We start from the raw sequence: 22,099 nt of genomic DNA on the forward strand, positions 1-22,099 counted from the left end.
GAATTTGAAATTAAACATTTTTCTGTTCGTAGTCATCTCTCGAAATTGAGAGAGCTAACAATGGGTTGTGCACCAAATTCATTCCAACAGTTTTCTCAACAGGGTAAGACCACCAATAAGAGCTACGTCATATACTCACTGTTTGTGGTATCTACATTATGGGACAGAGAACCCATTTTCATTCTGGGTTGAGAGCGAAAGATCATGAAAGTTTTCTCACAGAAAGGCTATATTACCGCATCACAAATTTCAAACTATCTACAGGTAAGTAGAAATACTGTATTAAGTGATTTAAAGCATGCAGAAGAATTTATCCAATCTTGGATGGTCAAATTAGAGAGAAAACCACGGGTGGGGTATCAGCTAGTTGGAGAAGAAATTCATATTCGTCTATTATTTGAACATGTTATTCAGGAAAGCCTAACGAATTATGATATGTATTCAATGATTTTGAATAATGAATCGGAGAGAATCGATTTATTTAAATTCAGATTTATTGAGGGAATTCAACCAAAGTTTGAAGTCATTCTTCAATATATTCGGTACGTTTTAAAAAAGGAAAATACGAATTTTATTTTTCATGCAGAAATTCTTTCTATCTTTATACGCTTAATTATCTTTCTTGTCAGAATGGAATGTGAATACACGATTGGCAGTTATCGCTTATTAAAGTCTCATCAACAGAACTCCGCATCATCGAAATTTATTCTTCATGTGATGACAAGCATATGCAATGAATTCGATCTTCCTTTACTTGAAGACGAATTTCTCTACATCCAACGTAATTTTCTCCTTGGAGATAAAGAAATGAATTTGCTGACGATAACAGAGGAATTGATTCGGTATGTCAGCAAAAAAGAAAAAATACCATTTTACAAAGATACGAAATTATTTAATAATCTCTTATCACATCTATCTTTGCGCTTCGAGAAAAATACGACATACGTGAGCGAAGTAAATCCATTTATTCATGAAATTAAAAGAAAAAATACTTCATTATTTACAAGTATAAAAGAGGTATGCGCAAAACTGTTTAAAAAGCATACGAGCATCGTTCAGGATTCATTTGTCTCCTTTATCGCTTTGCATTTTCTCGTATCCTATGAAAATGAATTTGCGAAGAAGCCAAAAATTAAAGCTCTTTATGTTTGTTCAACTGGGAGGGGAGTAGCTCGACTTATTAAAAATAGAGTAGAGCGCGAAATAGGGAATATTCATATTACTACCTATTGTTCAGTGTTGGAAGTTGAAGAGATAAGTAAAAATGAAGAGATTGATTTAATCGTAAGTGTGTTTCCTCTCAAATCGACCATTCCTGTTGTTCTCGTTGAACCTGTTCCAACGGAAGAAAATATACAGGCCATTCGTGAAAAGGTAAATGGACTTCTGAAGGAAAGAAACACAGAGGCCTATGAAACGAAAATATATGAGGTGGAAAACGAGCATATTGATTACGAAATGATGAGTCAGGAAGTCATAATCAAAGGTTTTGAAATATCCTATGGGATACTTAATCTGCTATCTAATCAAATTTCTGAAGAACGAAAAAAGGGATTGCAGGTCCATCTTTTTCTCATGATCCATCGATATTATTTTCACAAGCAATATGATCAATTTATTCATCAATCTTCCCTTCAGCAAAATGATGAGATATTAGTGAAAATAATGGATATTTTACATCAAAATCAAATTTTTATTAATGAAGCAGAGCAACGAGCGTTACTACAATATTTTCAGCTGACTGGATGTGATCAAGCATGACAGAAGGGCTATTGTTAAAAAATGGTTGGGTAATTGACCCGGAAACTGAAAAAATGACAAAAAAAGATGTGCTTATAATTAATGGAAAATTCATTCAACTCGAAAGCGATAAGACGGCCAATGTAATGGAACTAGATGTAACAGGATGCTATGTTGCTCCAGGATTTATTGACATGCATGTTCATGTTTTTGAAGCAGAAACGACACTTGGAATTAATCCTGACCTAGTGGGGATAAATCAGGGAGTAACAACTATTGTGGATGCAGGAAGTTCTGGTGTAAATGATTTTCCTACCTTTAAAACAAAAATTATTGACCAAAACCAAACCGAAGTTCTTGCCTTTTTGAATATCTCTCGTAATGGGCTGTGCTCAGGATTATCGGAATTAGCAAATATGAATGATCTGATGACAATTGATGAACTTCAAGAACTTTTAAAAACGCAAACCGATATCGTTGGATTAAAGGCAAGAATGAGTCATTCAGTAGTGAAGGATAATGGTGTTAAACCGCTAGAATATGCGAGAACATTAGCTGATTTAAGTCAATTACCAATCATGGTTCATATCGGCAATGCTCCTCCTGAAATCATAGAAATTCTCCCCTTATTACAAAAAGAGGATATTGTTACCCATGCTTTTCATGGGAAAAAAGGGGGAATCTTGAGCAATGAGGGAAAACTTATAGATGCAGCACATGATGCAATTAAAAGGGGAGTATTGTTCGATGTGGGCCATGGGACATCCAGTTTCTCTTTTCAAACGATGAAAACGTATAAAAAAAACTATCCTTACCCATTTACGACAAGTACTGATATTTATCTAGGAAACTACGATAAACCAGTTGGAAGCTTAATGACCACAATGTCAAAGCTTCTTGCCCTCGGTTATAGCCTAGAGGAATTGGTTGCCTCTGTTACTGCGAGACCAAAAAAAGCGCTACGTTTATCTGAACAAGGATGCTTTACTCCTGGAACAAGGGCAGATGTAACCATTTTTAAGTTAATCGACAAGAGGGAAATATTAATTGATTCTCAAGGCGAGGGGATGGAAGTAAGCAAAATGTTAGTTCCACATATAACGATACGACAGGGAAGGGTTGTTTATAAAGCGAAATGAATAAAACGAATTTCACCGAAGAGGAAAAATTATTATTTATAAAAAGTGGAGATGAGAAGCTGTGTGAGCACGTATTTGAACTTTCACGAAAAGAATGTGAAATAAGACAAATCACAATGACGCCTGTCCAACAGGTAGCCCTTTTATCACATCTTTCAGCGATGGTTTACCGTTCTATTACAAAGGAAAGGCTTGCTGCTATTGATCGATCATTATTTTCTGAGATATCTCAGGAATCCTTTGGGATTGCGAAAAAAGTAAAAGAAGCACTGGAACACTTGGATGAAGATGAAATTTATTTATTATCCATTCATTTTGAGATAGCTAAACACAATTCATAACTATAGGAGGTATGGAACATGAGTGAACAAGTTGTTGTCGTGATTGGTGATCGTTTAGGTAAAGGACAAAATGTAGCAAAAGGTGTAGAGGCTGCAGGTGGCAAGGCGATTGTTGTTGCAGGATTCGGTGCAGATATGCGGCTTGGAGATGAAATGAATGCACACAATGCGAACTTAGGTATATCATTTTGCGGAAGTGGTGGGGCTGGTGCCATTACGGCTCAATCCAAATATGGCTATCAAGCACGATATGGCATGCGCTCCATCGATGAGGGGATAACAGCGATTCGTGATGGAATAAAAGTTTTAGGCTTTGGCTTCATGGATGTTGAAGAATTGGGAAAACGAATTACGGAGGAGTACATCAAACTAAATGGATAATAACAACTATAAAAGACTTCAGCGAACGGTTCGTGTTGAAGGAAAAGGGCAATCAAAGGAACATGCAATGGCAAATGCATTAAGTAAAATTCAAAAAAAAGTAAATGCCGAATTGAATGGAATGATCATTCGAATTGAACCAATGAACATCGATATTGTATCTGCAATAGAAGAAATCTATAAAGAACGCTTTCTACTCTTTTTCTTCCCAAGAAGTAGGAGTCAATTCCAGGTGGTCATGGATGTAACAGTAGATCTATTTCTCGTAAATATAGAAAATATTGATTTTAAAAAGAAACAAAGGGGATGAATTCATGGAGTTTTTCGTGATTCTATTAAAATCTCTAATTATAGGGGGTTTAGTGGGCTTTGGTGTTGGAGCGGGTGCTGCACGTATGTTTCATGCACCAAAAGTTCAAGGGATGGGGGCTTTTAGAACATTAGGAGAACTAAATGCCTGTGCAGGTGATGCTGTATCCCATTTTTCATTTGGATTAGGCTTCTTCTTTAATGCTTGGGCGTCATCAGTTGGTGCAGGAGCATTTACACAGGATGTAGATCATCGAATTATCCCAAACTGGGCAGCTGCGATACTAATCGGTAGGGGAAAAAAGGTAGAGGATACGCTACATAATCCAAAGAAAATGGCGATTGTTGGCGCTTTAGTAGGAATGGTCGTGGTTACCTTCTTAAACTCCCTCAGTTTGATACGAATATCTCTCGAATGCTCACTTATTCGCAGGAATTCATAACCCTTGTAATTGGATTTACGGAAAATTGAAATGAGTTCTGATAATTTAGGCTTCGTGAAGGCATAGTTAAATAAAGGAGCCAGCTACCACTCCATATTTTACCATATAATGTACATCTCCACGCCGCCCCTGGAGGCTTTCCCTCCCATATCTCAACGGGTCAATTGCCCTCTCATTCCTTCGTCATGCCTTTCCAAGGGGTGGAGGCCAGTTATGCTAAACTGATGGGTCACAGTGCCCTTTTGTTTAAGAAACCTGGTACTCCGTACATATTTGAAATCCTACGAATAAGACAACATTCAAAATAAAGTTAACTAGTTTATTAGATGCATCTTCAACTTTTGAACCTTCGGTTTAGGCAGCTAAGTGAATGGATTCCTGAACCTGAACCTTACTTGGACAGTATGATTCGTTTCGTCGTGCTATTCCCACAAATATCCTTGCGAGTTTTCCTATTAGTTTCATGATTGATTTCATTTTCTTCATCTTCTTTACCTTCACATTATGGGAATGGATGGCTTTAAACTCAGGATTATTCATCACTAGGCTCATTGTGGCTAAGTAGAGGAAGCGTCTTAATCTCGATCTACCACGTTTAGAGAGCACAATTTTACCTTTCCATTTACCTGAACTCGCCTCAGCTAGATGTAATCCAGCGTGTCGTAATAAAGAGTTTCCGTGAGAAAATCCACTCAGATCACCGGCCTCACCTAATATTCCAGCTAAAGAAATATCACTTATTCCTTTCATCGCAAGTAGTTTCCTGGCAAATGAGATTTGGTTAAGCACTTCTTTTACTTGTTTTTCCACTCTTTCGAGTTGTTTTACAGCGAGATCATATTCTTCTAGTAATTGTTCTAAGTGGAACTTATATGCATCGAGTGCTTGTCCAGTTCCAATAGAGGATTTTGCTAATTTGATGAGTAATTGAGCTTTTTGGGGACCAGGTTGTCTTTTCATTAATGACTTCCACCCCGCCATGATATCGAGTGAAGTCATGGAAGAGATCTCTTTTGGAGTGGGGAACAGCCGAAGGGTGGCAATGGCTCCTTTGCACGAAACATCTTTAAATACGTGTCTTAACTCTGGAAACACAACATCTACCCATCGATTAATTTGATTAACGGCCATGACGAGACGTTTTACAATCACATCACGATTAGACATAAGAACTCTGAGTTTCTCAAATGATTCAGATGATGGGCGAACGAAAGAATAGTAGCCATTTTTGACCATATCTGCGATCACTAGCGCATCTTTTTTATCACTCTTTGATTGAGTATTATCACGATACTCTTTATTCCTTTTTACTGAGTGAGGATTGACAGTAACTACCTCAATTCCTTTATCAAATAACCACTTAGATAGGTTAATCCAATAATGGCCTGTAGGCTCCATTCCTACTATTTCTGAATTTAAGTGTTTAAGTTTTTGTAAATCTTGCATCCAGTTTAATAGTTTCACAAAACCCTCTTCATTATTTTCAAATGTGAGAGGATCACCGACAATGATGCCACGGTAGTTAACTGCACGTGCAACGTGAAATTGTTGAGCGATATCCACCCCAACAATTAGATGAGTATCGGAAATTCTTTCTATTAGTTGATTTTGTTTGTTCTGCATTTTAAAATTCATAGTAAGGCTCCTCCTTAAGACTTGAGTTTGATTGGTCTCATACTCGTATCTTACTGAGGAGCTCTATTTTTTTCAAACCTGATATTTAACGATCTACAGGAATGCTCAACTGCTTCGGCAATTCCAGAATCAATGCAGGCTATTGCTGTGAAAGTATTAGTTCCTGCTGCCAATCTATTAATTAACCCAGTCATGCCTGTTATTTTCTGGCTAGCAGCATTAGATGCAGGAAAGCGTTCGGGGATGTGGGGAACGATTTTTGGTGGGCTTGCTCACCTCATAATGGGAAATGCGGTACCAGGTGTTGTATTAGGAATATTAATTGGAAAAGGTGTAGATGATGGTGGCTGGAATAGAGTAACGAAGACACTTCTTATATCGGTTATTATTTTATTCGTATTAAGTGGGTTTTTCCGTGGTTTCGATATGAATTTCATCCAAAGCTTGCATTTAGACGTTCCAGTATGGTTAACAGATTTACACAACCTTATTAGTGGGGGAGGAAAATAATAGTGGAAACAATGAATACAAGAAGCTTCTGGTATGCAGATTGGTCTTTCCCAATTTTTGTCGCCTTTTTATCAGCTGGAATTTTTGCTGGAACACATATGTATTATGTGTATCATATTGGAGCCTTTAATGATGTAGCGATTGTCGCTATGCTTGAGGCAGGCATGAAAGGTGGCGGCTATGGAGCGGCTGCAGCATTTGGTGCAAGCTTTTTGTTTGCACGTGTGCTGGAAGGGTCCTTAGTAGGAATTTTGGATATTGGTGGATCTCTTCAAACCGGAATTGGAATCGGAGTTCCAGCGTTGATGCTTGGTGCAGGTTTTGTCGCACCGATTAGTAATTTTATTTTATCTTTAATTACAGGGATTATTCTAGGATTAGTAGTTGGTTACGCAGTAATTGGGTTGAAAAAGTTTACCGTTGGAAAAGCAAATTCAACCTTCGGGTCAGATGTAATGATGGGAGCGGGGAACCAATCTGGACGTTTTTTAGGACCATTGATTGTACTCTCAGCCTGCGGGGCGTCTATTCCAATTGGGATCGGTTCGATTATTGGAGCAGCAATATTCTATGTATGGAAAAAACCAGTAGCAGGTGGGGCAATCTTAGGAGCAATGATCTTAGGAGCCATATTCCCGATAACATTGGAGTGATCAAACATGACAGTAAGCTTATTTGAAGAGTTTGGACTAAAAAAAATTATTAATGCAAGTGGAAAAATGACAGCATTAGGTGCATCAGCTGTTACAGACGAAGTTGCTAATGCATTAAAAACAGCAGCACAGGACTATGTAGATATTGATGAATTAATTGAGTATACGGGAAAGGTGATCGCCCAGCATACAGGGGCAGAGGATGGTTGTCCGACCGTTGGTGCTGCTGCAGGAATTGCTATTTCGACGGCAGCAGTCATTACGGGAAATATTTTAAGCCTAATTGAAAGAATGCCGAATTCTGATGGATTAAAAAACGAAATTATCATTCAAAAGGGGCAAAATATTCATTTTGGAGGAAGTATAGATCAAATGATTCGCCTTGGTGGTGGTCATATAGTTGAAGTAGGTAGTGCAAACAAGGTTGAAAGTGAGCATATTGAACAAGCAATTACGGAAAAAACCGCGGCGCTTTTTTATGTAAAATCACACCATGCTGTGCAAAAAGGAATGCAATCGATTGAAACGATGCTTGAGATTGCTCATAAACACAATTTACCATTGATTATTGATGGTGCAGCAGAAAGTGATTTTAGAAAATATATAGATATGGGAGCAGATATCGTCATTTATAGTGGTGGTAAAGCTTTGGAAGGACCGACCTCTGGATTCATTTGTGGAAAGAAAAACTTTATGGAGGCTTGTCGTAAACAATATAAAGGAATTGGAAGGGCGATGAAAGTAGGGAAGGAAGCAATCTCTGGACTCATTGTTGCCTTAAATCAATATCCATTAAAGAACACTTGTGTGGATGAACAAATCACACGAATGACCGCATTGTGTGAAAAGCTAAATGAGGTAAACGAATTATCCTGCTCGATTCAACAAGATGAAGCGGGTCGCCACATTTACAGAGCACAGATTGAAGTGGGAAAAAATGCAGCAGGTATTACGGCAGAAACATTACTTCATCAACTTGAATCGGGGAATCCAGCAATTTATTTAAGACATCACTATGTAAATATTGGAATTATTTCTGTTGATCCACGTCCACTATTACCAGGTCAGGAAAATATTATCGCCGAACGAATTATCGCTATCATGAAGGAGGCAGAAGAAAAATAATGACCCAACAAAAAGTAATTTTTAATGTATTAGCTAAAGATATTACTAATGCTATAGATATAGTAAAAGTTGCAGGTGACCGTATTCTTGTTGGCCTAATGGTAAAATCCTTCCCGGATGAACAAAGCATCATTAATGAAGTGAAGCTTTATAAGGAGCAGCATATTCCGGTATCAGTAGGACTGGGGGCAGGCGACCCGACACAATGGAAAAAGGTGGCGGATGTATCTGTGAAAACAATCCCTGACCATATTAATCAAGTATTTCCTGCCTCAGCCTATACACTGGGGAGAATGGAAGAGGTTAGATCATCGGAGACTATTATTAATGCATTGATTGAGCCATCAGGGATCCCAGGAAAAGTGATGATCTCAACAGGTCCAAATAGTTCTAAATGGAGGGAAACAGTCTCAGTAGGACTTGCAGCTTCCATGCTTGCTGATATAGGTGTGGATTCTGTTAAGTTTTACCCAATTGATGGTGATCAACGGTTAGATGAAGTCGCTGAGATGGTAAAAGCGGCAACAGGTGCGGGAATCAAAGTATTTGAACCTACAGGCGGAATAACACTTGAAAATGTTGAACGTATTGTTCAGACATGTCTAGAAAATGGAGCACAAATAGTTATTCCGCATTTATATACATCTTTAGTGGATAAGGATAGTGGCGAAACGAGGATCGGCGATATTGAGCGATTGATTTCAATGGAATGGTAAGGTAATAAACAGTCAACTAATAGATGGCTGTTTTTACCTAAATGAGAAAATATCTATTGACAAAATATTCTATCCAATTTTAAACTATTAAAAAAGGGAAGAGATGAAGAGAGCCCATTAAAACAAATAAGAAACAGTAAGTTGGATCATTGGTTTCTTAGTTGTCTTAATGGGCTTTTATTAATTTTTGAAAGAGGTAGATATGCGATGGATCAGATTAAAATCATGACTTACAATATGCTTCATATTGATGACAATCCGGAAAATAACTGGAAAAAAAGAAGGGAGTTAATTAGAAATATCATTGATAGGGAATCTCCAGACATTATTGGTACACAAGAATGTTTATATATACAAATTCAGGATCTACTTCAATTTTTGCCAGATTATGATTGGATCGGTTTAGGAAGACAAGGGGGAAGTAAAGATGATTTTATGGCTATATTTTATAAAAAAGATCAGTTTTCTATCATAGAATATGATCATTTTTGGCTCTCCAATACGCCAAATATTATTGGATCGATGACCTATGGAAATGAAATACCTCGTATGGTTACTTGGGCTAAATTCCTTGATAAAAGAAATGGCCAAGTATTTTATCATATGAACACACATCTAGATTATATATGTGAGAAAGCACGAATATTAGGAGCACAGCAAATTAGTGAAAAACTAAATGAATTAGACCCTAAACTTCCTGTCTTTTTAACGGGTGATTTCAATACAGATGTTCATACAGAGCCTTACAATATATTGACCCAGCCTGGGTTATTTAGAGATACCTGGGATCTTGCAAGGGAGCACGTAAATAAGAACCTAGGTACTAAGAATGATTTTATGTACTCAGATGGTGGGGATCAGAGGATAGATTGGATTTTAGCCCGAGCAGAAATAGATATACATTGGATTAAGATTGTGGATGATTGTATTAATGGTTCTTTTCCAAGTGATCACTTCCCTGTCATTATTAGCTGTACAATATTTTAAAAATTTATAATTTATTGAATTGACATATGTAATTAATTTAACTATACTTTTTTTAAGTACTATGAAAGCGAATTCATTATATGACTATTTAATTCATCATTTAGGGTGGAGAATAAGAGAACCCCAAAGAGAATGATGACAGCAACAGTAATTTAGGTTGTTGTCGATTATTCTTTTTGGGGATTTTTCTTTTTTTTAAAGCTTCCTACTGAATGTATTTATTTTAAAAATAATCAAAAGGGGTGTTAGAAATGACAACGGCTGATTCAGTTAAAAGAAAGCGGAAGTTTTCTACTGGAATTCTATATTTGCTGCCCGCTCTTATTCTTTTTACAGTATTTCTATTTTATCCAATGTTTCGTACCTTATATTTAAGCTTTTTTTTGACCAACCCGAAAGGAGATCCTGTTTTATTTAATGGTTTTCAGAATTATATTGAACTTTTTCACTCGAAAGAATTTCTATTAAGTTTAAAATCTAGCTTTTTATTTGTATTATGCACCGTTATTCCAACGATTATTATAGCTCTGTTTCTTGCAGTGATAGCAAATGAAAAATTAAAGGGCTCTCAGTTTTTTAGAGTGGCATTTTCATCATCATTAGGTGTTTCATCGGCTGCTGCAGCTGTGATTTGGCTTTTCTTATTTGACCCAAGTATTGGGTTAACTAATCATATTTTAAGTTTGTTTGGTGTTCAAGAGATTGGGTGGGTCACGGATAAGCACTGGGCTCTATTTTCCATTTCTGTTACAACGATATGGATGCATTTGGGTTTTAATTTTATTATTTTACTTGGTGGACTACAAAGTATTTCTGAGGACTTATATGAAAGTTCTAAAATTGATGGGGCAAACTTTTTTCAACAATTTAGGAATATTACGATTCCAATGTTATCACCAACATTATTTTTTGTAACAGTAGTTGCGGTGATTAATTCATTTCAATCGTTTGGGCAGATCGATATTATGACCAAAGGAGGACCCGCGGGAGCAACTAATTTAATCGTGTACTCAATCTACCAGGATGCTTTCGCCAATCATTATGTTGGATCTGCTAGCGCACAGGCAATGATATTATTTGCTATCATCTTAATTTTTACATTATTACAATTCAAGTTCGGGGAAAGGAAGGTGCATTATCAATAATGTTCAAGCGAACGATTCTTTATATCCTATTGATTTTTTCAACTATCATTGTCTTTGGACCGATTGTTTATGCATTATTGATTAGTCTTATGGACTCCAAGCAGGTTTTTGAGGGAGCAATTATCCCCACTTCTCCTACGCTTGGAAATTATGTGGATGCCTTTACTACTGTTCCTTTACTTAGATTTTTATTTAATAGCATTATACAGTCTACCCTAATTACGATTGGGATGATTATTACTTGTAGCTTAGCAGCATTTGCCTTTGTGTTTGTTCCATTCAAAGGAAGGAATATCGTATTTTTAATTATTATTTCAACGATGATGATTCCTTGGGAAGCAACAATTATTCCGAACTTTGCTACTGTAAGGGACTTAGGGTGGATGAATACGTATGCAGCGTTAGTGATACCGAAGTTTGCAGGAGCTTTTGGGATCTTTCTTTTAAGGCAATATTTCCTAACCATTCCAAAAGAGCTTCATGAGGCAGCACAAATGGATGGCTGCAGTAACTTCCGTTTTTATATAAAAATGATTATGCCAATATCTAAACCTATGATTGCTACATTAGGAATTTACACATTTTTATCAGCATGGAATGAGTATTTATGGCCGCTTCTTGTAACAAATGACAATAGTGTTCGTACCATCCAAATCGGTTTGAAAATGATGAAATCTGAGGAAACAGCAAATAACTGGCCCATGATTATGGCTGCAGTTATTTTAGTCATCATCCCAACATTGTTAATTTTATTTATTGGTCAAAAACAACTTCAGAAGGGTTTAACATCAGGGTCATTAAAAGGATGAAGTCTTGATCAGCTTATTTGGTAAGGAGGGAAACTTAACGATTATTTAATGGCTGTTTACGTATCGTTTGTTGATTTGTAAAGGGTTTTACACCCATTAAAGGATTTTAGCGATTCTTCTTATGGAGATTGCAACTCTTTTCTTAGTAGTAGCGATCTTCAGCCGATATTTAAAACTGTAATTAAATAGCAACAATGTTTGAGAAATGCGCCTTTAATAAAGTAGGTTTACTTCAAAAAAGTTAATAAAAAGGAATGGGAGAGATGTATCCAATGAAAAGAATGGGGATCAGTTTGATTGTCACGATGTTAATCTTTGTCCTAGCTGCATGTGGAGCAAAAAGTAGTGCACCTGAAAAGAAAGAAGATGTGAAAAAGGATGGGAAAATTGTTTTGGATTATTGGCATGCAATGGGCGGTGCTTCAGGGAAAGCTCTAGATGAATTAGTACAAAAATTTAACGACAGTCAAGATGAAATCCAAATAAAAAGCATATATCAAGGCTCTTATGAGGAAGCATTAAATAAATTAAAACAGGTTGAAGGAACGAAGGAAGCTCCAGCAATCGTACAATTATTTGGTATTGGAAATAGGGAAATGATTGATACCGTTGACGTCATCCCTGTTGATAATTTTATTAAGGATGAAAATTACGACTTAAGTACATTTGAAAAAAATACACTCGCTTACTATACCTTTAACGACAAAATATACTCTATGCCTTTTAGTACTTCGAATGCAATTATGTTCTACAATAAGGAAGCATTTAAAGAAGTAGGACTAGATCCAGAAAATCCGCCAAAAACTTTCGGTGAAATAAAAGAAGCAGCGGAAAAATTAATGGTTAAAAAAGGTTCAAAAACAGAACGTTATGGCTTTACCTTTCCGATTTATGGCTGGTTATTTGAGCAGCTTATGGCTAACCAGGGGGCTCTAATGGTGAATAATGATAACGGTCGTACTGGGAAGGCACCTACAGAAGCTGTATTTAATAGTGAAGAGGGTACAAAAATTATGAACTGGCTATTAGAGATGAATAAAGAAGGTTTGAGCATCAATTATGGTCGCAAGCTTGATGACTCTCGTACTGCATTTAAAACAGGCAAGGTTGCCATTTATTTAGATTCTTCCGCTTCTATTGCAGATATAATTAATAATTCAACATTTGAAGTGGGTACAACAGCTTTACCAAGTCCTGATGGAGTTGAGCCGCAAGGAGCTCAATTAGGTGGTAATTCTCATTGGATTATGGCCAATCAATCTGAAAAAGCCCAAAAGGCAGCATGGCAGTTTTTAGCATTCCTTTCATCTGCTGAAAGCCAAGCATTCTGGTCAGTAAATACTGGATATTTTCCAATTAGAAGTGATTCCTATGATCTACAAATCATTAAGGACGCGTATAATAAAAATCCACAATTCAAGACACCTGTAGATCAAATGAAAGCTACAAAACTAATCCCAGCAACGCAAGGGGCTGCAATCGGTGTGATACCAGAGATGCGTACAACAATAGAAGATGAAATTGAAAAAATCTATGATGGTAGTATAAAACCGAAAGAAGCTTTAGATGAGGCAGCTGCTAAAATTACTAAATCATTAGATAACTACAATAAAACTGCTGGTAAATAAAAATCTCATACAGGCAGGAGGATCATCATGTTAATTTTCGCGCATAGAGGTGCATCAAGTGATTGTCCGGAAAATACTTTGTCATCATTTAAAGAGGCACTTGTACAAGGGGCAGATGGAATTGAATTAGATGTACGACTTTCCAAAGATGGAATACCAGTTGTATGTCACGATGCAAAGATTCAAAGAACAAGTAATAGTAAAGGATATATTCATCAGTACGATGTATCAGAATTAAAGACGTATGACTTTGGTTCATGGTTTTCCCATTGTTTTGTGAATGAGCGTATACCTACACTTGAAGAGGTGATGAGACAATTAAAACATCAAAATGTCCTTTTAAATATCGAATTGAAAAATGGACCGGTTATAACGGAACATCTTGAAGCTGAAGTGCTTAAGCTAGTATACAAATATGACTTTAAGGATCGTATCATTATTTCATCCTTTGATCATATCAGTTTAAAAAAATTAAAACAGCTGGATAATGAAGTGAAAGTGGCTTTTATATTCCATCTAAATTTAATTCATTTATTTGACTATATTGATCATAGCGGATTGAAACCATATAGTATTCATCCTAATCACTTCTATGTCAGTCCTTCTATGATAGCGGAAGCTCATAGAAGAAATATTAAAGTATTCCCGTATACGGTGGATGATATGGAACTAGGAGAGTATTATCGAAAATTAGGGGTAGATGGAATCATTACAAATAAACCAAAGAATTTTAAGGGGGCAAGCATAATTTCGACTAACCAGTCATAAATTCATCTAATATATGCATGGGAAGAGAAAAAGAGAAAACCCAAGCTATTTAACCTTATTTCATAAGGTTTTTATAGCTTGGTTTTTTTTAGCTTTAGCAACGATATCTTTAAATCGTTTTTGGAAAGGAGTGGGGATATTTGCCGAAATATCGATTGCTTGCCTTAGATTTGGATGGTACAACGCTATTAAATAATCATGAGATTTCACCTCATACAAGTTTAGCTATCCAAAACGTTGTTAAAGCAGGGATTATTGTTGTATTTTGCACTGGTCGAGGGGTGCCGAATACGAAAATATATTGGGAAAAGCTAGGTATATCGTTCCCACTAGTATTATTAAATGGGGCAGAGATATGGATGGAGCCCGGAAAACTATTGGAAAGACATTTTATCAGCATTGATACAATTCAAAAGTTACATAAAACAGCCATTGATACTCATTCACGGTTTTGGGGATATAGTGAACAAGGATTGTTTAGAAAAGAAGATTGGCCAGCTAATTTTATTGAACATCATTGGATGAAATTCGGAATTAGACATGATAAACAATCAGTTATTCACGGGATATATGAAGAAATATGTAATTGGGTTGATCTAGAAATCACTAAGTCTTCTAGAAATAATCTCGAAATTTCTTTTAAAGGAACAACTAAGAAAAATGGCATAAAAAAAGTATGTGATTTACTGGATATTAGTATGGAAGAGGTAATGGCAATTGGTGATAGTTGGAATGATTTACAGCTCATTCAAGCTGTTGGTCTTGGAGTAGCAATGGGTAATGGAAATGAGGATATAAAAAAAGCTGCTGACTGGATAACCGATACGAATGAGCAGGATGGTGTTGCTAAAGCTATTACACGATATTTATTAGTTTAGTAAGAATCAATATTCGAACAGATTAGACCTGGAGGATAGAACATGCAAAAGGGATATATTTTTGATTTAGATGGAACCGTTTATTTAGATAATCGACTTATTGATGGGGCAGCTGAAGTAATTCAAACTTTAAGAGCTAGAGGGGATAAGCTTGTCTTTCTGACAAATAAATCGATTGCAACAAGGGAGGAGTATGTAGAAAAACTAAATCGATTAGGAATTCAGGTGTCATTAGAGGAAATTATTAATTCTAATTACATTACGGGCAAGTATTTAAAAGAACATATGACTCAAACAGATGCAGCCTATGTTATTGGGGAGGAAGCATTGATCCAAGAATTAATGGCTGAGAATATTCGAATGACAAATAATGCAGATATAGCTACCTATGTTGTTTTAGGCTGGGATCGCCAATTTCATTATGACAAGTTAAATATTGCATACCAGGCATGGGTAAAAAATAATGCAACCATTTTGGCTACGAATCCAGACAGAACTTGTCCTGTGGATGGCGGACAAATTCCTGATTGTGCAGGGATGATCGGTGCCATGGAGGGAGTGACGGGGAAGTCAATTGATGTAATTATTGGAAAACCATCGAAATTAACTGCAGAGTTTGTAGTCAATGATATCCTCCAATTAAAGCCGGAGCAATGTTATATGATCGGTGATCGTTTAGAAACGGACATATTAATGGGCAATGAAAATGGACTAAATACCATTCTTGTATTAACTGGAATTACAACGAGAGAGCTATTAAAAGAGTCCAGAATTCAACCTACTTATATATTGAATAGTATAAAGGAAATTATATCGATGCAGGATATGACATCGATTAAATAGTTTGATAGAAAAGAGATGACTATACATGATGGAATTATTTGCAGATGTGGATATTGATATGATAATAAAGCTGTCTATTTCGGCAATTTTAGGATTAACGATTGGTTTAGAACGTGAACTGAAAAGGAAGCCTTTAGGATTAAAAACAAGCTTGGTTATTTCAATTGTTAGTTGTTTACTAACTATTGTATCCATCCAATCTGCTTATTTATTTCCTGGATCGAAATATATTAATATTCAAATGGACCCTCTACGATTAGCTGCTCAAATCGTTTCAGGAATTGGCTTTTTAGGTGCTGGTGTGATTATGAGGAAAGGGGACGATACCATTTCAGGCCTGACGACAGCTGCAATGGTTTGGGGAGCAGCAGGTATTGGAATCGCTACTGGTGCAGGATTTTATTTTGAGGCTATAGCAGGTGTCATCTTACTTATTATAAGTGTGGAGCTAATACCGGGATTGATTCGAATACTGGGAGTTAAGAGGCTGAGATCGAAGGAACTCAGAGTTAGACTAACGTTGAAAAAGCAAGAAGACATTGCTAGTGTATTAAAAAATATCCAAGAAAAAAATATTAAAATAGAGCATATAAGAATTAAGGATTTACAGGATCAAAGTTATTTAGTAGATTTAAAAGTTATGGTTAGCTATAAACTAACAACCCCTGATATCTACTATGGTCTTGCAAAGATTGATAAAATTTATAGTACAGAAATTAGTGGCTAGAATAAAACGATGAAAGTAGTCCTCAATAATAGAGCTGTTTCTATTAATGGGGACTATTTTTACTTAATCCGTTTATAAATTGAAATTCCACAGATTGGGGTTCCCAGATGAAATTGCTAATGCTCCTGCTTCTAGCCCTTGCAAAATATGTTTTTTTGAACTGATTAATCCACCTGCAATGATCGGCAAGTCAACTTTTTGTGTTAATTCATCAATGATTTCAGGCATAAGACCAGGTAAAATTTCGATTGCATCAGGTTTAATGGATTGGCTCATTTCAATTCCTTTAGACATAGCCGATCTATCAATTAAAAATATTCTTTGTATGGTCATGAGATTTTCTTCTTTTGCATATTTAATCAGCATACTTTTTGTGGTGATGATTCCAGTAGGCTTCCAAGTATAAGCAATATATTTAATGGCGCTTTTCGTATTAGATAGGCCTTCAATAAAATCAATATGGATAAAAATATGCTTATGTGCCTTTTTGAGGCGTTTTAAATGATCTTCCATATTAATCAAGTTTCCAGTTAATAGAAAGATAATATTGGCTTTACTAGTAATCGCCTTTTCGATATCAGCTTCATCTTTAATAGAAGCAATTACTTGAGATTGTACTAGGTCAACAATATTGGGCATCTTTGGATCTCCTTGAATTGAATATTTTCTATCTTAAAATTTTAGTAATGTAATAGTATTACTACAAAATTTATTCATTGTCCTTTATTTAAAGGCAACCAGTCAAGCACCTCCTGAATCGCTTTGTCCCAATATCCCCATTCATGGTTTCCTTGTTCAAATTTAGTTGTTAGAGGATAATTTGCCTCCTCGCAAAACTTCTTAAAACGAAGATTATCCTCGTATAGAAAGTCCTCGGTTCCGCAGCATTGGTAGATAATGGGCTTTTCCTCGCATTCATGCGTTTTTTTAATTAAGGCAAATAAATCATGTTCCGTACCAGTTAGTTCCTCATCACCGAATATTAGGTTGAAAATTCCATCCGGCTGATCGGCTTTTCTTTTTACAATATCAGTCACCCCAGATAAGCTGGCAGCTGCACTAAATGTTTCTGGATGATTTAAAGCCCATTTTAATGCTCCGTATCCACCCATTGAAAGCCCGGCCACAAAGTTATCCTTCCTAGCTGTTGATAATGGAAAGAATGACTGTGCAAGAAGGGGAAGCTCTTTAGTTAAAAAAGTCCAATACTTATTTCCATATTTCATATCCGTATAAAAGCTATGGTGTACCTGTGGCATCACAACTGCTAACCTTAAAGAAGAGACATATCTTTCAATGGAGGTCCGTCTTGTCCAAATCGTATCGTCGTCAGATAAACCATGAAGTAAATATAATGTTTGGTACTTTTTTTCAGGAAATTGATTTGACTTATTACCTATGATTGATGGTTCAGGCAAAATAACTGTCATTGATGTGCACAAATTTAATACTTGTGAATAAAACTGACATTGAATGAGGGCCATTTCAATCATCCTTTCGGTGCTACTCTTTTTAAACCTAAATACGACAGAAGATTGGATTTACCCTGCTAATGTAATAGAAAAAAAGGAATTTTAAAATATTTTTTAAATTAATTGAATTTTCTTGAATAATAACTATATAATGTTTATAGGGGAATATATCCACTTTTTAGATTAATTGTGAAAGAATTCTCCACAAATGAAAGAGAGGAGGGTAAAGTGATATTGTTTCAAAATGGACCTATTGTGAAGTACATATTGTTTAAATGATGAAGTAATTTTTCAGTTTCCTTATACAGCTAGATTAAACAATGTATATTATTCATTACATTTTTTATCATTGGTTTTGACTGTTTTCTTATAGTTTGTTGCTCCTTTCTCAGTGAAATGAAAGGTGTAGCGGTCTTCAGCCGATAGTTATTTGTTAAGACTTTACTTAAATAGTAACAATGTTTGAGAAAAGAACCTTAATTTTTAAGGAAGGAAGGACCAAATGAAAATACAAATTCTCGGGACAGCTGCAGCTGAAGGATTTCCAGGTATATTTTGTAATTGCCAGCATTGTCAAAAGGCGCGAAAACTTGGCGGGAAAAATATCCGAACTCGCTCTTCTGCCATTATCGATGATATATTGAAAATTGATTTTCCCCCTGATACTTATCATCATGTATTAACCCATCAATTAGACTTATTTAAAGTTAAACATTTACTATTTACCCACACACACTCCGATCACTTTCATCCTAGAGATATTGGGATGAGATCACCAGGCTTTGCTCACAATATTCCATATCCCATTCATATCTATGGTCACGATGTAGCAATCGCAAATTGTAAAGCAGTGCTACCAAGCATAGAAGAACATTATCATTACAAACTAATCCAGCCATTTAACACGTATCAAATTGATTCAGCCAGGGTGACACCGTTACTAGCAGATCATAATCCATTCGAGACATGCTTATTATTTTTTATTGAGAAGGACGGAAAAACATTATTCTATGGCCATGACACTGGATGGTTTCCTGATGTTACATGGGATTGGCTAATGGATAAAAAAATTGATGTAGCGATTCTTGACTGTACAAATGGATTAATTCCAGAACGAAGAAATCATCTTAATATTGAAGCCGTTAAGGATATCCAAAAAATATTTCAAAAAAATAATATGATTCATAAAGGAAGTCAAATGATTGCCACCCATTATTCCCATAATATTGGACTCATGCATGAGGAATTAGAAGAACTATTTTCTCCGAGTGGGATTAAAGTGGCATTTGACGGGATGATTATCCATATATAATCTCTTGTAATTTGAAATTTTATAAAATTCAAAATAAATGATTGACACAAATTATCTTCTTAAATAAAATGGTGAATGAAGAATAAATTCACCAATTATTTACAAAATAGTGAAAAATTACTCCAGGATCTTATGGGTGAATGCTTCAACTAAAACATAAGGGGGAAGGAAATTGAAAAAAGTAAGATGGCTTTCGATGCTACTTCTGGTGTTTGTCCTAATTCTGGTTACAGCCTGCTCGAATAAGGAGAGTGCAGGAGGAGATGGGAAGGGGAAGAAGAAAAATGTTGAAATTAAATTCTGGACGATTTCATTAAGCCCTACATTTGATGATTATATTAATGGCATCATTGATAAGTTTGAAGCAGAAAATCCTGGAGTAACGGTCAAATGGGAAGACATTCCATTCGAGAATGTTGAACAGAAAACATTAACAGCAGCTGCTTCTGGGCAACTTGCAGATGTAATGAATTTAAATACTGACTTTTTGAAAAAGCTGTCTGCTGTTGGAGCCATTCTCGACCTTTCTGAAAAAGCGGCAGATGTAAAGGATGATTATTTTGAAGGTGTATTACAGTCAGGGATGCTGAATGATAAATTGTATGCGCTTCCATGGTATCTTTCTAACTCTGGCCTATTATACAACAAAGACCTCTTGGCAAAGGCTGGATTTGATAGGCCACCTGCAACAGAAGATGAGGCATGGAAGATGTCAGAGGTTCTTTATAAAAAGCTTGGTGTTTATGGAAGTACAATTGGAGACATCCATCTATACTTACCACAAAATGGCGTACCCCTCATTTCCGAGGATTTAAAGAGTGCAGCTGTTAATACGCCAAAAGCATTAGAAATTTTTAAGACATTTAAGAAACGATTTGATGATGGTCTTATTCCTAAGGAGCTCCTATTAAAACAAGCTCAACCTAATGAATGGTATGCTCAAGAAAAAATTGCTTGGTGGGGAACTGGACCGCAGCTTTATCGTCAAGTAAAGGATCTTGCTCCAGAGGTATACGATAAATCGGATGCAGCACCTGCTATTCTAGGTTCTGAAGGAGTTGCCCATGTTGCAATTATGAACATTGCTGTCGCAGCAAAATCTAAAGCACCAGATGAGGCAGTTGCATTCGCTAAGTTTATGACAAATGCAGAAAGTCAATTAGCATTTAGTAAAATTGTTGCTGTCCTTCCTTCAGTTAAAGCAGCAGCTCAGGACGAATTTTTTACTCAAGGAAAGGATTCGGAAGACCCATCAGAAAAAGGACGTTATTTTGCAGCGAAACAATTAGAAACTTCAAGAGATATGTTTGCTCCAGTAGAAAATATCTCTGAGATTAATAAAGCAATTAATGAAGAATTTCAAAAAGTTCTGCTAGAAAATAAAGATCCTCAAAAAGCACTTGATGATGCGGAAGCCAAAATTAATAATCTACTAAAATAATTCTAGCTACAAATCAAAGGGAAACAATAGAAAGGCATTCATCCTTCTAATGAATGCCTTCTTTTCCAAAGGATTTATTCTCTCATTGTATGTGTATATGAGTAAATAATATGTAAAAAACTCTTCTGTTTAATACGAAATAGCTTCACAAAAGCGATAAAAAAGAGACTACTCAATATAAAAAAATCTACACCACATTGGATACTGTAAGCGAAAATGGTAGGAGTGATCAAATGTATAAAGCAAGACATGCATGGATGTTTCTTATACCGACAGGAATTTTACTCATAACGTTTAGTTTCCTTCCAGCTCTTGCAGCCCTCGGATTGAGTTTTACGAATTATAATGTATTCCAACCAATTGAATGGGTAGGATTAGATAACTTTATTCGAGCTTTTAAAGATGAAGAATTTTGGAGAGCCTTAAAAAATACGTTTTATTTTTGGATATTAGTAACACCAGCATTAGTTGTGTTACCTATCTTTCTTGCCATATTAGTTAATCAGAAATTGCGGTGGATTAAGCTTTTTAGATTAACTTATTATTTCCCTGTACTTGTTTCTGTTGTGATAACCGCCATTTTATGGAACTGGTTATTTGCAAGTGATGGTATCTTTAATTATTTATTAAGCTTAGTTGGTATCCACCCGATTGACTGGCTTACAAGTAAAGGATTCGTAATGATCAGCTTAGCCATTGTCACTATTTGGCAAGGACTTGGTTATTATATGTTATTTTACTTGGCTGGTTTGCAGTCTGTCCCAACAGACCTATATGAAGCGGCAGAATTAGATGGAGCGAATTTTTGGCAAAAACATTTTTATATTACATTCCCCATGCTAAAACCAATTATTTTCTTCACCGCTGTGATATCGACCATGTCTGCTTTTAAAGAGTTTACCCTAATGTTGACCATGACAAATGGAGGGCCAATTGGTGCTTCTACAACGGTAGTATATCTCGTATTTGAAAAAGCGTTTAAGCAATTAGATATGGGATATGCCAGTGCCATCTCCTTTATTCTATTTATTATTATCTTAATCTTAACTCTATTAAATAAGCGATCCTTAGATAAGGCGTCATAAGGAGGTAGTCCA

General features: G+C 35.9%; 22 protein-coding genes and 2 pseudogenes. 21 read left to right on the forward strand and 3 right to left on the reverse strand.

All coding sequences use genetic code 11. The features are described from left to right. Positions 1-204: 204 nt before the first annotated feature. From MHI39_RS05065 to MHI39_RS05090, 6 genes and pseudogenes are all read left to right on the forward strand, one after another. The gene (locus tag MHI39_RS05065; protein ID WP_342540825.1) at positions 205-1,761 is read left to right on the forward strand and encodes a PRD domain-containing protein; all 1,557 of its coding nucleotides are present in this window, start codon (positions 205-207) and stop codon (positions 1,759-1,761) included. After that, on the forward strand, positions 1,758-2,879 hold the full coding sequence (locus tag MHI39_RS05070; protein WP_278890437.1) for an amidohydrolase/deacetylase family metallohydrolase: 1,122 nt from the start codon (positions 1,758-1,760) through the stop codon (positions 2,877-2,879). Before MHI39_RS05065 ends, MHI39_RS05070 begins: the two co-directional genes overlap by 4 nt. Further along, a complete protein-coding gene (locus MHI39_RS05075) occupies positions 2,876-3,220 on the forward strand; it encodes a PRD domain-containing protein (protein WP_278890436.1) in 345 nt (114 codons plus the stop codon). The genes MHI39_RS05070 and MHI39_RS05075 overlap by 4 nt, the downstream gene beginning before the upstream one ends. A gap of 18 nt (positions 3,221-3,238) precedes the next feature. Further along, entirely contained in the window at positions 3,239-3,601 is a 363-nt protein-coding gene (locus MHI39_RS05080) for an SFCGS family glycine-rich protein (RefSeq protein WP_278890435.1), read from the forward strand. After that, on the forward strand, positions 3,594-3,911 hold the full coding sequence (locus MHI39_RS05085) for a DUF4312 family protein (protein WP_278890434.1): 318 nt from the start codon (positions 3,594-3,596) through the stop codon (positions 3,909-3,911). The genes MHI39_RS05080 and MHI39_RS05085 overlap by 8 nt, the downstream gene beginning before the upstream one ends. Positions 3,912-3,915: 4 nt before the next feature. Further along, positions 3,916-4,326 (forward strand): annotated as a pseudogene (locus MHI39_RS05090) (DUF4311 domain-containing protein); the annotation flags it as partial. A gap of 381 nt (positions 4,327-4,707) precedes the next feature. Here MHI39_RS05090 and MHI39_RS05095 read toward each other — a convergent pair. Next, the gene (locus MHI39_RS05095; RefSeq protein WP_278890433.1) at positions 4,708-5,988 is read right to left on the reverse strand and encodes an IS110 family transposase; all 1,281 of its coding nucleotides are present in this window, start codon (positions 5,986-5,988) and stop codon (positions 4,708-4,710) included. Positions 5,989-6,093: 105 nt separating this feature from the next. Between MHI39_RS05095 and MHI39_RS05100 the strand changes: the two are divergent. The 12 genes and pseudogenes from MHI39_RS05100 to MHI39_RS05155 all read left to right on the forward strand — a co-directional run. Further along, positions 6,094-6,498 (forward strand): annotated as a pseudogene (locus MHI39_RS05100) (DUF4311 domain-containing protein); the annotation flags it as partial. 11 nt (positions 6,499-6,509) lie between these two features. Continuing rightward, positions 6,510-7,151: a DUF4310 family protein gene (locus tag MHI39_RS05105; protein ID WP_278890495.1), complete on the forward strand. Its 642-nt coding sequence runs from the start codon at positions 6,510-6,512 to the stop codon at positions 7,149-7,151. Between the two features lie 6 nt (positions 7,152-7,157). Beyond that, a complete protein-coding gene (locus MHI39_RS05110; protein WP_278890432.1) occupies positions 7,158-8,276 on the forward strand; it encodes a DgaE family pyridoxal phosphate-dependent ammonia lyase in 1,119 nt (372 codons plus the stop codon). Continuing rightward, entirely contained in the window at positions 8,276-8,992 is a 717-nt protein-coding gene (locus tag MHI39_RS05115; RefSeq protein WP_278890431.1) for a KDGP aldolase, read from the forward strand. The genes MHI39_RS05110 and MHI39_RS05115 overlap by 1 nt, the downstream gene beginning before the upstream one ends. 207 nt (positions 8,993-9,199) lie before the next feature. Then, the gene (locus MHI39_RS05120) at positions 9,200-9,979 is read left to right on the forward strand and encodes an endonuclease/exonuclease/phosphatase family protein (protein WP_278890430.1); all 780 of its coding nucleotides are present in this window, start codon (positions 9,200-9,202) and stop codon (positions 9,977-9,979) included. Positions 9,980-10,230: 251 nt separating this feature from the next. After that, a complete protein-coding gene (locus MHI39_RS05125; protein WP_342540826.1) occupies positions 10,231-11,124 on the forward strand; it encodes a sugar ABC transporter permease in 894 nt (297 codons plus the stop codon). Further along, on the forward strand, positions 11,124-11,933 hold the full coding sequence (locus tag MHI39_RS05130; protein WP_278890428.1) for a carbohydrate ABC transporter permease: 810 nt from the start codon (positions 11,124-11,126) through the stop codon (positions 11,931-11,933). Before MHI39_RS05125 ends, MHI39_RS05130 begins: the two co-directional genes overlap by 1 nt. Before the next feature lie 272 nt (positions 11,934-12,205). Beyond that, on the forward strand, positions 12,206-13,561 hold the full coding sequence (locus MHI39_RS05135) for an ABC transporter substrate-binding protein (protein WP_278890427.1): 1,356 nt from the start codon (positions 12,206-12,208) through the stop codon (positions 13,559-13,561). A 27-nt stretch (positions 13,562-13,588) separates the two neighbouring features. Beyond that, complete coding sequence (locus MHI39_RS05140) at positions 13,589-14,329, forward strand: glycerophosphodiester phosphodiesterase (RefSeq protein ID WP_278890426.1); 741 nt, start codon at positions 13,589-13,591, stop codon at positions 14,327-14,329. Positions 14,330-14,469: 140 nt separating this feature from the next. Continuing rightward, positions 14,470-15,207 carry a Cof-type HAD-IIB family hydrolase gene (locus tag MHI39_RS05145; protein WP_278890425.1) on the forward strand — a complete coding sequence of 246 codons (738 nt, stop codon included), beginning with the start codon at positions 14,470-14,472 and terminating at the stop codon, positions 15,205-15,207. A gap of 42 nt (positions 15,208-15,249) precedes the next feature. Then, complete coding sequence (locus tag MHI39_RS05150) at positions 15,250-16,050, forward strand: HAD-IIA family hydrolase (protein WP_278890424.1); 801 nt, start codon at positions 15,250-15,252, stop codon at positions 16,048-16,050. Positions 16,051-16,075: 25 nt separating this feature from the next. After that, on the forward strand, positions 16,076-16,777 hold the full coding sequence (locus MHI39_RS05155; RefSeq protein WP_278890423.1) for an MgtC/SapB family protein: 702 nt from the start codon (positions 16,076-16,078) through the stop codon (positions 16,775-16,777). Positions 16,778-16,849: 72 nt separating this feature from the next. On the opposite strand, the gene MHI39_RS05160 is transcribed toward MHI39_RS05155, so the two are convergent. Both MHI39_RS05160 and MHI39_RS05165 read right to left on the reverse strand, forming a co-directional pair. After that, on the reverse strand, positions 16,850-17,416 hold the full coding sequence (locus MHI39_RS05160; protein ID WP_251344791.1) for a glycerol-3-phosphate responsive antiterminator: 567 nt from the start codon (positions 17,414-17,416) through the stop codon (positions 16,850-16,852). 74 nt (positions 17,417-17,490) lie between these two features. After that, a complete protein-coding gene (locus MHI39_RS05165) occupies positions 17,491-18,261 on the reverse strand; it encodes an alpha/beta hydrolase family protein (RefSeq protein ID WP_278890422.1) in 771 nt (256 codons plus the stop codon). A 490-nt stretch (positions 18,262-18,751) separates the two neighbouring features. Between MHI39_RS05165 and MHI39_RS05170 the strand changes: the two genes are divergently transcribed. The 3 genes from MHI39_RS05170 to MHI39_RS05180 all read left to right on the forward strand — a co-directional run bounded on the left by MHI39_RS05170 (position 18,752) and on the right by MHI39_RS05180 (position 22,087). After that, positions 18,752-19,561 carry an MBL fold metallo-hydrolase gene (locus MHI39_RS05170; protein WP_212944769.1) on the forward strand — a complete coding sequence of 270 codons (810 nt, stop codon included), beginning with the start codon at positions 18,752-18,754 and terminating at the stop codon, positions 19,559-19,561. Positions 19,562-19,733: 172 nt separating this feature from the next. Next, positions 19,734-21,002, forward strand: a complete 1,269-nt coding sequence (locus MHI39_RS05175; RefSeq protein WP_259549114.1) for a sugar ABC transporter substrate-binding protein — start codon at positions 19,734-19,736, stop codon at positions 21,000-21,002. A gap of 233 nt (positions 21,003-21,235) precedes the next feature. Next, a complete protein-coding gene (locus MHI39_RS05180; protein WP_058003455.1) occupies positions 21,236-22,087 on the forward strand; it encodes a sugar ABC transporter permease in 852 nt (283 codons plus the stop codon). Positions 22,088-22,099: the final 12 nt, after the last annotated feature.

The sequence above is a fragment of the Heyndrickxia sp. FSL K6-6286 genome, from assembly GCF_038630395.1.
GTDB classification, from domain to species: Bacteria; Bacillota; Bacilli; order Bacillales; family Bacillaceae_C; genus Heyndrickxia; species Heyndrickxia oleronia.